Here is a 12,554-nt window from a genome sequence, read left to right on the forward strand (position 1 = left end):
CCGACGCAGACGGCGGTGTCGACCTCGACCCGCCAGCGTCCGGCGGTCACGCGGCGCCCTCCCCGGCCGGCAGGTGGATCATCTTGTGCTCCAGGTATTCGGCGAACCCCTCGGGGCCGAACTCCCGTCCCAGGCCGGAGTTCTTGAAGCCGCCGAAGGGGCCGAGCATGTCGAGGCTGAAGGTGTTCACCGAGTAGGTGCCGGTACGGATCCGGCGGGCGATCTCGACGCCGCGTTCCACGTCGGCGGTCCACACGCTGCCGGAGAGCCCGTAGTCGGAGTCGTCGGCGATGCGGACCGCCTCCTCCTCGTCCTCGTAGGGCACCAGGCAGACGACCGGGCCGAAGATCTCCTCGCGGGCGACGCGCATGGTGTTGGCCACGTCGCCGAAGAGGGTCGGCTCGACGTACCAGCCCTTGGGCAGGCCGGCCGGGCGTCCGCCGCCGGTCAGGACGGTGGCGCCCTCGCGTCGGCCGAGTTCGACGTAGTCGAGGGAGCGCCGCTGCTGGCGGCGGGCGACCAGCGGGCCGACCTGGGTGGCCGGGTCCAGCGGGTCGCCGACCACCAGCGCGCGGGCGGCGGCCGTGAGGCGGTCGGCGATCTCGGCGTAGTGGCGGCGCGGCGCGAGGATGCGGGTCTGCGCGACGCACGCCTGGCCGTTGTTCATCCAGGCGTTGGGGACGATGCCGGCCACCGCGGCGTCCAGGTCGGCGTCGGGGAGGACGATCGCGGCGGACTTGCCGCCGAGTTCCAGCGTGACCCGGGTCAGGTTGCGGGCGGCGACCTCCATGACGCGTTTGCCGGTGGCGACCGAGCCGGTGAAGGAGACCTTGTCGACGCCGGGGTGGCCGACCAGGTACTCGCTGGTCTCCCGCCCGGCCGGCAGCACCGAGAGCACCCCGGGCGGCAGCCCGGCCTCGGCGGCGATCCCGGCCAGCAGATACGCGTCGAGCGGGGTCTCCGGGGAGGGCTTGAGGATCACCGGACAGCCGGCCAGCAGCGCGGGCGCGAGCTTGGCGGCGGCCACGAACTGCGGGACGTTCCACGGCACCACCGCGGCCACCACGCCCACCGGCTCCCGGCGCACCAGCAGCGGCCCGAGCACCCCGGCCCTCGGTTCCTCGGCCACGAAGTCGCGGGCCACGGTGAGCGCCGCGTCCCACACCAGCACCGCGCCGAGCGCCTGCGCGAAGACCCCCCAGCCGTACGGGGAGCCGTTCTCCGTGCTGATCAGCCGGGCGACCTCCTCGTGGCGCGCGGCGAGGGCGTCCTTGATCCGGGTCACCACCGCGATCCGCTCGCCGATCGGGGTACGCGGCCAGGGCCCGTGGTCGAACGCCTCGCGGGCGGCGGCCACCGCCCGGTCGACGTCGGCCGGGCAGGCCGCGGGGACCCGTCCGACGGCCTCCTCGGTGTGCGGCGAGATCACCTCGATCACCTCGCCGCCCGCGGGGTCGGTCAGCTCCCCGCCGATGTAGAGCTGCTTGTACTCCATGACGGCCGCTTCGGTCATCGCCCCTCCGCCTCACCAAAGTTTCTGACGACTAGTCAGAACTGTTACCAGTTCCGGTTATAGTGGGCAATGCGCGGGGCCCGCCCCCGGCCGGGCGCGAAGGGGGACCGCCGATGCCACCGCCGACGAACGGCAGCCCCGGCCCCGTCCCGCCCCCGCCCGGCGTCGTCGACCACCACGGCGGGGTGTGGAGCCTGCCGGTCCCCATCCCGGACAACCCGCTCGGCCACACCCTGGTGCACGTGGTGGCCACCGACCGCGGCCCGGTGCTGGTGGACACCGGCTGGGACGACCCGGCCTCCTGGGACGCGCTCACCGAGGGACTGCGGGCCTGCGGCACCCGCGTCGAGGACGTGTACGGGGTGCTGGTCACCCATCACCACCCCGACCACCACGGACTGTCGGCCCGGGTCCGGGATGCCTCCGGGGCGTGGATCGCCATGCACCCGGCCGACATCGAGGTGATCCGGCGTTCCCGGGCCACCGGGCCGAACCGGTGGCTGGAGTACGTGATCGCCCGGCTGGCCGCCGCCGGGGCCCCCGAAGCGCACCTGGCCCCGCTGCGTACCGCCCTCGCCGCCGGCACCTCCCGCGGCCCCGCCGCCGCCCGCGCCGCGCTCCCGGACCGCGAGCTGACCCCGGGCGAACTCGCCGACCTGCCCGGCCGCCGACTGCGGGTGGTCTGGACCCCCGGCCACACCCCCGGCCACGTCTGCCTCCACCTGGAGGAGGGCCGCCGGCTCTTCTCCGGCGACCACCTGCTGCCGGGGATCACCCCGCACATCGGGCTCTACGAAGACGACGACGGCCCCGAGCAGGATCCGCTGGGCGACTACCTCGCCTCGCTGGACACGGTGGCCGCCCTCGACCCGGCCGAGGTGCTCCCGGCCCACCAGTACGCGTTCCGCGACGCCCCGGCCCGGGTGCGGGCGATCCGGCGCCACCACGCCGCCCGGCTCGCCGGGGTACGGACGCTGCTCACCCCGGCCCCGCTGACCTGCTGGCAGCTGGCCGCCGCCATGGAGTGGAACCGGCCCTGGGAGAAGATCCCGTCCGGCTCCCGGACCATCGCCGTCTTCGAGGCCGCCGCCCATCTGCGACGACTGGTCAGGTCGGGGCTGGCGGCCCCCGTGCCCGGCACCGACCCGGTGGCCTACCGCGCCGTGTGACCGGTCACATCGGGGGCGCGGGACCGGGCCCGGTACGAGGGGCGCGGGCACAGCGACGACAATAGGGGGGCCGCGCACGCCGCTGCCGCCGCGCCGGCCGCCGCCGGCTTCCCGTTCGTCGAAAGGCTCCCCGCTCGCCATGGCTGTCCCGTTCGCCGTGACCACCCGCCGCGTGGCCGCGGCCCTGGCCACCGCCGTACTCGGCATGGCCACGGCCGCCAACGCCACCGCCGCCCCGGGCCTGTCCGCCGCCCCGCGAAAGCCCCCCGCCGCGCTCTACGGCTCCGCCGACCCGACGTACGACGGGGTGTGGCGGCAGTCCACCGCGCTGCTCGCGCTGCACGCCGCCGGGGTGACCCCGGCCCGCGAGGCGGTGGCGTGGCTGGCCGGACAGCAGTGCGCCGACGGCGGGTTCGCCGCCTACCGGGCCGACACCGGCAAGCCGTGCGACGCCAAGACCGAGGACGTCAACTCCACCGCGCTGGCCGTGCAGGCGCTCACCGCGCTCGGCGGCCACCAGGACACCGTGCACCGCGCCACCGGCTACCTCACCTCCATACGCCACGCCGACCACGGCTGGGGCTTCCAGCCGAAGGCGCCGACGGACGCCAACTCCACGGCCGTCGTCATCGGCGCGCTGGCCGCGGCCGGCGCCCCCGACCCGCGGGCGGTCACCGCGCTGCGCGCCTTCCAGATCGACTGCGACACCAAGGGCGCCCAGGCCGCCGACCGCGGCGCCTTCGCCTACCAGCCCGCCCCCTCCGGCGCCCTCGCCGCCAACGACAAGGCCACCGCGGACGCCGCCTTCGCCCTGCTCGGCAAGGGCTACCTGCTCACCGCCCCGGCCACCGACCGGGCGCCGAAGCCGTTCTCCTGCCCCGGCGGCCACGGTGACGCCTCCGCCGCCGCCGACGCCGCCTCGGCCTACCTCACGGACAAGCTCACCAAGGGCGGCGGCCATCTGACGGCCGCCCAGCCCGGCTCCGACCAGCGGACCCCCGACTACGGCACCACCGCCGACGCGGTGCTCGCCCTCGCCGCCGGCGGCCACCTGACGGCCGCCCGCACCACCTACGACTGGCTGGCGAAGAACGCCACCAGCTGGGCCAAGGGCAACCCCGCCGCCCTCGGCTCGCTGGTGCTGGCGGCCGGCGCGGTCGGCTCCAGCCCGCACGACGCCCACGGCACCGACCTGGTGCGGGAGCTGACCGCCCTCGGCCCGCGCCCGGCCGCCGCCACCCCCTCCGCCGCGCCCGAGCAGGCGTCCGCCAAGTCCGGCGGCGTGCCGGTGTGGTGGTTCGTCGGCGCCGGACTGGCGGCCGGCGCCGGCATCGGCTGGGTGCTCAGCTTCCGCAACCGGAAGCGGCGGTGACGGTGCGCGTACGGCACGCGGTCGCGGCGACCGCCCTGGCGACGGCGGCCCTGCCGGTCCTGGCCGCCCCCGCGCACGCCGCCGGCTACCGCTACTGGTCGTTCTGGGAACGCGACCACGCCACCTGGCGGTTCGCGCAGAGCGGCCCGGCGACCACCACCCCGAAGGACGGCGCGGTGGAGGGGTGGCGGTTCGCCGTCACCGCCGACTCGGCGAGCGCCGCCAAGCCGCGCGGCCCGGCCGACTTCGACACCATCTGCGCGGGCACCGCCGCCAAGGACGGCATGAAACGCGTCGCGCTGGTGCTGGACTTCGGGGTGCCCGAGGACGCCCCGGCCGGCGACACCCCGCCGCAGGAACACACCGCCTGCGCCCGGCTGCCCGTCGACGGCACGGCCGCCGAGGCGGTGGCGACGGTGGCCAAGCCGCTGCGTTACAACTCGGCCGGCATGCTGTGCGCCATCGCCGGCTATCCGCAGACCGGCTGCGGCGAACAGGTCTCCAGCCCGGCCCCGGCGCACCCCACCGCGTCGGCGGCCCCGCCCCGCCCGGGTGGCTCCGGCGGTCCGTCGGCCGGGCTGCTCGCCGGGATCGCGGTGGTCGTGGTGGTGGGCGGCGCGGCGGTGTGGCAGGCCCGCCGCAGGCGACCGTGACCGGCCGCCCGTCCGCCGGCCCGGCCCGCTCCGCGACGCACCCGGGCGCCTGGTGGCTGTGGGCGCTCGGGCTGGCCACCGCGGCCTCCCGCACCACCAACCCGGTGCTGCTCGCCGTGCTGGCGGCGGTGGCCGGGTACGTGGTCGCCGTCTGCCGCACCCGGGCGCCGTGGGCCCGCTCCTACGGTGCCTTCCTCAAGCTGGGGCTGGCGGTGCTGGTCCTGCGGCTGTTCTTCGCGGTGGTGCTCGGCTCGCCGATCCCGGGCACCCATGTGCTCTTCACGCTGCCGCACGTGCCGTTGCCCGGGTGGGCGCACGGGGTGCGGATCGGCGGCCAGGTCACCACCGAGGCGCTGGCCTTCGCCGGGTGCGACGGGATGCGGCTGGCCGTGCTGCTGGTGTGCGTGGGCGCGGCCAACGCGCTGGCGTCCCCGTCGCGGCTGCTGAAGTCGCTGCCGGGCGCGCTCTACGAGGCCGGGGTGGCGGTGGTGGTGGCGATGACGTTCGCCCCCAACCTCGTCGCGGACGTCCGGCGGCTGCGGGCCGCCCGCCGGATGCGGGGCCGCCGGGACACCGGGCTCCGCGCGCTGGCGCAGGTCGGGCTGCCGGTGCTGGAGGGCGCGCTGGAACGGTCGGTGGCGCTGGCCGCCGCGATGGACGCGCGCGGATACGGCCGCACCGCCCAAGTGCCGCCCGCCGTCCGGCGGTTGACGGCGGTGCTCACGGTGGGCGGGCTGCTCGGGGTGTGCGCCGGGACGTACGGGCTGCTGGCCGCCGAGGGCGCCGGGTTCGGGCTGCCGGTGCTGGCCCTCGGCCTCGCGGCGGCGCTCGGCGGGCTGTGGCTGGGCGGACGGCGCAGCGTACGCACCCGTTACCGCCCGGACCGCTGGGGGGTACGCGCCTGGCTGGTGTCGGCCTCCGGGGTGGCGGTCGCCGCGCTGACGATCTGGGCCGCCGGTTACGACCCGGCCGGGCTCGATCCGCCGGCGGTGCCGCTGACCGCCCCGGCGGTGCCGTTGTGGCCGCTGCTGTCGCTGCTGGCCGGGCTGGTCCCGGCGTTCGCCGCCGCCGGGCCGCGTACCGTCGCGTACCGCACGACCACCCCCCACCTGGAGAAGGGAGCCACCCGGTGATCCGCTTCGCGGACGTCTCCGTCACCTACTCCGGCGCCGCCGCACCCGCGCTGCACGGCGTCGACCTCACCGTGCCGGAAGGCGAACTGTGCCTGCTCGTCGGCGGATCCGGCACCGGCAAGTCGACCCTGCTGGGCACGGTCGGCGGACTGGTCCCGCACTTCACCGGCGGCACCCTGCACGGCCGGGTCACCGTGGCCGGCCGCGACACCCGCACCCACAAGCCGCGTGAACTGGCCGACGTGGTGGGCACCGTGGGCCAGGACCCGCTGGCGCACTTCGTCACCGACACCGTGGAGGACGAACTCGCCTACGGCATGGAGTCGTTGGGCCTGCCCCCGGAGGTGATGCGGCGCCGCGTCGAGGAGACGCTGGACCTGCTGGGCCTGGCCGCGCTGCGGGACCGGCCGATCGCCGAACTCTCCGGCGGCCAGCGGCAGCGGGTGGCGATCGGCTCGGTGCTCACCGTCCACCCCCGGGTGCTGGTGCTCGACGAGCCGACCTCGGCGCTCGACCCGGGCGCCGCCGAGGAGGTGCTGGCGGTGCTCCAGCGGCTCGTGCACGACCTGGGCACCACCGTGCTGCTCGCCGAGCACCGGCTGGAACGGGTGGTGCAGTACGCGGACCAGGTGATCTGGCTGCCCGGCCCCGGTGAGCCGCCGGTGACCGGGACCCCCGCCGAGGTGATGGCGCGCTCCCCCATGGTGCCGCCGGTGGTCGAGCTGGGCCGGGTGGCCGGCTGGTCGCCGCTGCCGCTGTCGATACGGGACGCCCGGCGTGCCGCGGGTCCGCTGCGCGAGCGGCTGGCCGGACTCGCCCCGGTGCCGCGCCCGCGTCCCGCCCCGGGCGATCCGGTGGCCGAGGCGGCCGGGCTGGTGGTGCGCCGCGGTGCCCTGGAGGCGCTGTGCGGGGTGGGGCTGACGGTGCGGGCCGGCGAGGCGGTGGCGCTGATGGGACGCAACGGCGCCGGGAAGTCCACGCTGCTGTCGACCCTGGCCGGACTGCACGAGCCGGCGTCGGGCACGGTACGGGTCGGCGGCCTCGTCCCGCACCGCAGCCGCCCGCGTGACCTGGTGCGCAAGGTGGGCCTGGTGCCGCAGGAGCCGCGCGACCTGCTGTACGCGGACACGGTGGCCGCCGAGTGCGCGGCGGCCGACCAGGACGCGCAGGCCGCCCCGGGCACCTGCCGGACGCTGGTGGCCCAGCTGCTGCCCGGGGTCGCCGACGACGTCCACCCCCGGGACCTGTCCGAGGGCCAGCGGCTCGCGCTCGCGCTGGCCGTGGTGCTCACCGCGCGCCCGCCGCTGCTGCTGCTCGACGAGCCGACCCGGGGCCTGGACTACCCGGCGAAGGCCCGGCTGGTGGCCGAACTGCGGCGGCTGACCGCGCTGGGCCACGGGATCGTCCTCGCCACCCACGACGTGGAACTGGCCGCCGAACTCGCCGACCGGGTGGTCGTCCTGGCCGACGGCGAGGTGGTCGCCGACGGCCCCACCGCCGACGTGGTGGTCTCCTCCCCCGCGTTCGCCCCGCAGGTGGCCAAGGTCGTCGGCGAGGGACCGTGGCTGACGGTACGTCAGGTCACGGACGCGCTGGAGGCCCGGCCGTGACGGGCACCAAGGCGCGCGGCGGGCGCCGGGTGCGGGCGGTACGGCTGGGCGCCCGCTCGGTGGCGGCGCTGGTGCTGGTCTCGGCGATCGGCGTGGTGGCGTTCGGCTGGCCGCTGCTGGCCGCGCCGGGGTCCGGGCTGGCGCACAGCACCGACGCGCCGTGGCTCTTCGCCGCGCTGCTGCCGCTGCTGCTGGCGGTCGTGGTCGCCACCATCGCGGACACCGGGCTGGACGCCAAGGCGGTGGCGATGCTCGGGGTGCTGGCGGCGGTGGGCGCGGCGCTGCGTCCGCTGGGCGCGGGCACCGCGGGCATCGAGCCGATGTTCTTCCTGATGGTGCTCTCCGGCCGGGTGCTCGGCCCCGGCTTCGGCTTCGTGCTCGGCGCGCTGTCGATGTTCGCCTCCGCGCTGCTGACCGGCGGGGTCGGGCCGTGGATGCCGTTCCAGATGCTCTCCATGGGCTGGGTCTCGATGGGCGCGGGCCTGCTGCCGCGTCCCGAAACCCTGCGCGGCAAGGGCGAACTGGCGCTGCTCGCGCTGTACGGGGTGGTCTCCTCGCTGCTGTACGGCACGGTGATGAACCTCCAGGGTTGGCCGTACATCGCGGGCCTCGGCTCCGGCGTGTCGTACGTCCCGGGCGCGCCGCTCGGCGACAACCTGGTCCGCTTCCTCACCTACTGCCTGGCCACCTCGCTCGGCTGGGACGTCCCGCGCGCCGTGGTCACCGCGGTCCTCACCTTCGTGCTCGGCGCGCCGATCCTCGCCGCGCTGCGCCGCGCCACCCGCCGCGCCGCCTTCGCCGCCCCGGTCTCCTTCGCCCCCGAGGGATCCGACGCGCCGTAGGCGTCCTTGCGGCACGCCGTGGTCATGGGGGACGTTGAGCGTCACGACGGCTCGCTCGTACGACCCCGTAAGGCGGTGCGTGACCATGACGGTGAAGGTCCTGCTGGTGACCGGCGACGCGGCGGAGTCGCTGGAGGTGCTCTACCCCTACCAGCGGCTGCGCGAGGAGGGGTACGAGGTGCACATCGCGGCCCCGGCGCGCAGGAAACTGCGGTTCGTGGTGCACGACTTCGAGGACGGCTTCGACACCTACACCGAGAAGCCCGGCTACACCTGGCCCGCCGACCTCGCCTTCGCCGAGGTCGACCCCACCGGCTACGCGGCCCTGGTGGTCCCCGGCGGCCGGGCCCCGGAATACCTGCGCAACGACGCCGACCTCCAGCGGATCGTCCAGCACTTCTTCGACGCCGGCAAGCCCGTCGCCCAGATCTGCCACGGCCCCCAGATCACCGCCGCCGCCGGCGTCCTCACCGGCCGCCGCACCGCCGCCTACCCCGCCCTCCACCCCGACATCACCGCCGCCGGCGCCACCTTCGAAGACGCCCCCGCCGTCACCGACGGCCCCCTCGTCTCCGCCCGCGCCTGGCCCGACCACCCGGCCTGGATGCGGGCCTTCCTGGAGGTGCTCCGCAAGACGGCGCCGGTGACGGAGTGACGTCCGTCCGCGGTCGGGACAATTGTCCCGGCCGAGTCGGGACACGCTGATCTGGGAACCGGCCTCCGGGGCCGGTGAGACTGGCGGGGTGAAGACATCCTCGCAGCGGACGGAGTCCGAGGCCCGGCCCGTGGTGCGGCTGCGGGCGCCGGTGGAGACGGTGAGCCGCCGGGCGCCGGTGTTGTGGGCGGTACGGGCCGGGATCGGCTGGGCCGTGGTGTCGCTGGGCCAGGTGGGGTGGGCGCTGGGGGACCGGGTGCGCCCGTGGCAGGCGGTGTTGATGGGGGTCACCGTGGTGCTGGCCGCGAGCCCCGGCAGGGTGAGCCTGGACGGCACCGCGACCTGTCAGCGACCGCGGGGTCGGCCCAGCACGATGTCGGCGGCCATGGCGCGGACCTCGGCGGGGGTGCGGCCGGGGTGCTCGGCGGCGAGGAAGTGGCTGCCGATGGCCAGGCTGAACGCGAGCAGGCCGCGGGCCTCGATCTCGTCGCGGTCGTCGCAGAAGGTGCCGATCATCTCGCGCAGCAGCGCCATGCGTGCGTTGTCCACCCGGCGCAGGCACGCGGCGGCGGCCTCGTCCCGCCGGGCCCAGTCGCGGACGGCGAGGTCGATCGGGAGCAACCGGTCGGCGGACAGGGTGAGTTGGCCAGCCAGCCGGATCTTCTCCCGCGGGTCGCCGTCGAGTTCTCTGACGCGTTCGAGGACGTCGGCGGTGCTCTCCCGCTCCCAGGTCTCCAGCATCGCCGCCAGCAGCGCGTCGCGGTCGGCGAAGTACCCGTAGAACCCGCCCTTGGTAACGCCGAGCGCCTTGGCGAGGGCTTCGACCCGTACGGCGTCCACGCCTCCGGAGGCGAGCGCCCGGAGCCCCTCCTCGACCCAGGCATCGCGCGGTGTGCGCCTCGCGCCCACGGTGTGTCTCCTCTCACGGCCCACCCCCGCTGTACGCCACCGTACAACCGGGCTAGCTTGACTGTTGTACGCAACCGTATACAACGACGTCGGGAGAGACACCGATGACCGTCGAATCCGTCGCGTTCCCACCGTCCCGGCTCCAGCCGGGGCGGGCCGGGCGATGAGGCTCCCGAAGGCCGCCCACACCTCGTTACCGTGGCGGATCCACGACCTCGCCCCCGACTTCCGGGTCGAGGACGTGTGGTCCTACCGCGCCCCCGGCGCCGGCCCCGACGACTTCCCCGCGATGCTCGCCGCACTACGGGCGGCCGGCGGCCTCAGCACCCAACCACCTCTCGTCCGCCTGCTGTTCGCGGCCCGCTGGAAACTCGGCGCCCTCCTCGGCTGGGACGCCCCCGGGGCCGGCCTCGACGGTCGGGCACGGCCCCTGCGCGACCGCCTCCCCGACGACCTGCGCGGGCCCCTGACCGGAACGGCCGCGCCGGACACCCCGTTCACCATCGTGTACCAGCTCCACGACGAATCCGCCGACGAGTTGGCCAACAGGACCGTCCACACCATCTGCCACCTGGGATGGGCCCCGGCCGACAACGGTGACCACGAACTGCGGATGGCCGTCCTCACCAAGCCCAACGGCCTCTTCGGCCGGGTATACATGGCCGCGATCAAGCCGTTCCGGCACCTGATCGTCTATCCGGCGCTGACGCGCCAGTGGGAACGCGCCTGGCTCGACCGAGGGCGCCCGCGCGCCCGGGCGAGGTAGCGGGGCCGTGCGCGGTAGCCGGACGCGAGCCCACACGGGCGTGCGGGGGCGCTTCTTCCGTCCGGGGCGACGTCTCAGCTTGACTCTGTCGGGGATCTTGGTTGCCGTCCTCTCAGCTGACGGCTCGCCAGGAACGTAGGCGCGGGATGCCTTGCTGGTCGAGGTGGTCCTGGAAGGCTGTCGGCGGTCGTGGGGGCGCGCTTTCGCCGGGGGCCTGCTTGCTGAGGCGTTCGACGTTGACGGCGATGGCGGTGAGTACGTGCTGTAGGTGTGCCTTGGCCTGCCCGCGGTAGCGGCAGTGGCGCATGCCATGGCCGTGGGCGAACTCGCAGATGGTGCCCTCGATTCCGGAGCGGACCGCATATCGCTTGTGCCAGGCCGGATCCTGCTGGTCGGCGCGGTTGCGCAACTGCAGTTCGAGCAGCTCGCGCGGAGGGAAGCCCACGGAGCGGTGGGCGTCGCGGGAACTGGTGCACTTGGCCCGGACCGGGCAGGGCTGGCACTGGCTCTTGGTGAAGCGGGCGATGATCAGTGGAGCGGCGGTCGGTGAGGAGGTCGGGTAGGGGCCGTGCCAGCCGGCGCTGACCTGGCCCTGCGGGCAGGTGACCTCCTTGCGGTCGAAGTCGATCCGGAAGTCGTCGCGGGCGAAGCCCTCGCCGCGGCGGTGCTGGCGGGTGGGGTTGCCCGGCAGTGGCCCGACGACGGTGACACGGTGTCCACGCTGGGCCTGTTCCAGGTGGGGCAGGGAGGTGTAGCCGCCGTCGACCAGATGCTCGTCGGGCAGCAGGCTCCGCCGCTCCAGCCGGCTGTGGATGCCGGGCAGGACCTCGGTGTCGGCGCTGGTCGCCGGCATAGTGGCCACGTCAGTGATCACATTGGGTCCGTCGTCGGAGCAGGTCTCGGTCACATGGGCGAGGAACCCCGTCCAGCGGGTGACCTGCCCGCGGCGTGCGTAGCGGGCCGTCGGGTCGTAGGGCGAGACGATCCGCTGGGCCGAGGGCGGCAGGCCGCTGGCGTCGTCATCGTCGCGCCAGCGCAGGCGCCCGACGGGGTCCCAGTAGTAGTTCTGCACCAGGATCTGCCGCAGGACCTGGACTTGGGGCCTGCCGAGCAGGGAGGGGTGGTTGCGGCCGAGGTGTTCGAGCAGGCGGCGGGCGTCGTCGCCGGTGGTGTTGATCCGGGTCTTGGGCCGGGTGGGGTTCTTGCCCAGGCGCACCGGTCGGCCGTAGCGGCGGCCCCAGTCCTCGCCGACCAGGCCGTCCAGCGCGTGGTCGGCGGTGCGGGCGAGTTCTTCCAGGGCCGCGCGCACGGCCTCGGTGACCAGTTCGAGGCGGGTCAGGTCGCGGACGGTGGCCAGGACGTGGGTGGAGTCCGTGCGCTGGGTGGTGCGCTCTCGGACCAGGCCAGCCCCTTTCAGTCGTGCCAGGGCGAGGTCGAGGAGGCGGTCCGCCCGGCCGTCCTGGAGCAGGCGGTCGCGGAAGTCGGTCAGCACGCTGTGGTGGAAGCCGGGGTCGTCCAGTTCGAGGCCAAGGGCGTATTTGAAGTCGATGCGGCAGCGCACGGCCTCGGCGGCATCGCGGTCGGACAGGCCCAGCACGAACTGCAGCACGCTCACCGTGGCCAACTGGGCCGGCGACAGCCCGGGCCTGCCGTCGCGCGGGTACCAGTCGGCGAAGTCCTCGTCCCGCCACAGGCCGTCGAGACGGTCACGCACCCACATCGCCGTCGTACCAACGGGGTTGCTGGCCCGCGCCATCCTCGCTGTCAAATCCGGGACCTCGGCACCCGGACGGGGACGGACCGACATCTCGCACTCCTCGGACATCTCGCGATCATCATGCACCCGCGAGACTGGCGCACCACCATGATCACCCGCAGCCGAACACCAAGATCCCCGACAGAGTCAAGCTCAGAAAGTGTTGGGTAAGCGGG

11 protein-coding genes are annotated in these 12,554 nt (G+C 75.1%); 8 read left to right on the forward strand and 3 right to left on the reverse strand.

Annotated elements, in window-relative coordinates; genetic code table 11:
* Positions 1–46 precede the first annotated feature (46 nt).
* Complete coding sequence (locus SCATT_RS06560; RefSeq protein WP_014142175.1) at positions 47–1,513, reverse strand: aldehyde dehydrogenase; 1,467 nt, start codon at positions 1,511–1,513, stop codon at positions 47–49.
* Between the two features lie 113 nt (positions 1,514–1,626).
* On the opposite strand from SCATT_RS06560, the gene SCATT_RS06565 reads away from it, so the two are divergent.
* The 7 genes from SCATT_RS06565 (at position 1,627) to SCATT_RS06595 (ending at position 8,947) form a co-directional block, all read left to right on the forward strand.
* Entirely contained in the window at positions 1,627–2,682 is a 1,056-nt protein-coding gene (locus SCATT_RS06565; RefSeq protein ID WP_014142176.1) for an MBL fold metallo-hydrolase, read from the forward strand.
* A 139-nt stretch (positions 2,683–2,821) separates the two neighbouring features.
* Positions 2,822–4,054 (forward strand): prenyltransferase/squalene oxidase repeat-containing protein, encoded by a 1,233-nt coding sequence (locus SCATT_RS06570; protein ID WP_014142177.1) that lies wholly within the window; start codon positions 2,822–2,824, stop codon positions 4,052–4,054.
* The gene (locus tag SCATT_RS06575) at positions 4,051–4,707 is read left to right on the forward strand and encodes an SCO2322 family protein (RefSeq protein WP_014142178.1); all 657 of its coding nucleotides are present in this window, start codon (positions 4,051–4,053) and stop codon (positions 4,705–4,707) included. Before SCATT_RS06570 ends, SCATT_RS06575 begins: the two co-directional genes overlap by 4 nt.
* A complete protein-coding gene (locus SCATT_RS06580) occupies positions 4,680–5,840 on the forward strand; it encodes an energy-coupling factor transporter transmembrane protein EcfT (protein WP_231905042.1) in 1,161 nt (386 codons plus the stop codon). Before SCATT_RS06575 ends, SCATT_RS06580 begins: the two co-directional genes overlap by 28 nt.
* Entirely contained in the window at positions 5,837–7,450 is a 1,614-nt protein-coding gene (locus SCATT_RS06585) for an ABC transporter ATP-binding protein (protein WP_014142180.1), read from the forward strand. Before SCATT_RS06580 ends, SCATT_RS06585 begins: the two co-directional genes overlap by 4 nt.
* The gene (locus SCATT_RS06590; RefSeq protein ID WP_014142181.1) at positions 7,447–8,292 is read left to right on the forward strand and encodes an ECF transporter S component; all 846 of its coding nucleotides are present in this window, start codon (positions 7,447–7,449) and stop codon (positions 8,290–8,292) included. Before SCATT_RS06585 ends, SCATT_RS06590 begins: the two co-directional genes overlap by 4 nt.
* A gap of 85 nt (positions 8,293–8,377) precedes the next feature.
* Positions 8,378–8,947 (forward strand): DJ-1/PfpI family protein, encoded by a 570-nt coding sequence (locus SCATT_RS06595; RefSeq protein WP_014142182.1) that lies wholly within the window; start codon positions 8,378–8,380, stop codon positions 8,945–8,947.
* Positions 8,948–9,292: 345 nt separating this feature from the next.
* Here SCATT_RS06595 and SCATT_RS06600 read toward each other — a convergent pair whose 3' ends face one another.
* On the reverse strand, positions 9,293–9,856 hold the full coding sequence (locus tag SCATT_RS06600) for a TetR/AcrR family transcriptional regulator (protein WP_014142183.1): 564 nt from the start codon (positions 9,854–9,856) through the stop codon (positions 9,293–9,295).
* Between the two features lie 163 nt (positions 9,857–10,019).
* On the opposite strand from SCATT_RS06600, the gene SCATT_RS06605 reads away from it, so the two are divergent.
* Complete coding sequence (locus SCATT_RS06605; protein WP_014142184.1) at positions 10,020–10,622, forward strand: DUF2867 domain-containing protein; 603 nt, start codon at positions 10,020–10,022, stop codon at positions 10,620–10,622.
* A 112-nt stretch (positions 10,623–10,734) separates the two neighbouring features.
* On the opposite strand, the gene SCATT_RS06610 is transcribed toward SCATT_RS06605, so the two are convergent.
* Positions 10,735–12,342 (reverse strand): IS1182 family transposase, encoded by a 1,608-nt coding sequence (locus tag SCATT_RS06610; RefSeq protein WP_231905207.1) that lies wholly within the window; start codon positions 12,340–12,342, stop codon positions 10,735–10,737.
* Positions 12,343–12,554: the final 212 nt, after the last annotated feature.

Source organism: Streptantibioticus cattleyicolor NRRL 8057 = DSM 46488 (assembly GCF_000240165.1).
Taxonomy (GTDB): domain Bacteria; phylum Actinomycetota; class Actinomycetes; order Streptomycetales; family Streptomycetaceae; genus Streptantibioticus; species Streptantibioticus cattleyicolor.

What these genes read in the sequence shown, in the direction of transcription:
- SCATT_RS06560 (WP_014142175.1), bottom strand. Translation starts at nt 1,513, where the DNA reads ATGACCGAAGCGGCCGTCATGGAGTACAAGCAGCTCTACATCGGCGGG.
- SCATT_RS06565 (WP_014142176.1), top strand. Translation starts at nt 1,627, where the DNA reads ATGCCACCGCCGACGAACGGCAGCCCCGGCCCCGTCCCGCCCCCGCCC.
- SCATT_RS06570 (WP_014142177.1), top strand. Translation starts at nt 2,822, where the DNA reads ATGGCTGTCCCGTTCGCCGTGACCACCCGCCGCGTGGCCGCGGCCCTG.
- SCATT_RS06595 (WP_014142182.1), top strand. Translation starts at nt 8,378, where the DNA reads ATGACGGTGAAGGTCCTGCTGGTGACCGGCGACGCGGCGGAGTCGCTG.
- SCATT_RS06605 (WP_014142184.1), top strand. Translation starts at nt 10,020, where the DNA reads ATGAGGCTCCCGAAGGCCGCCCACACCTCGTTACCGTGGCGGATCCAC.
- SCATT_RS06610 (WP_231905207.1), bottom strand. Translation starts at nt 12,342, where the DNA reads ATGTGGGTGCGTGACCGTCTCGACGGCCTGTGGCGGGACGAGGACTTC.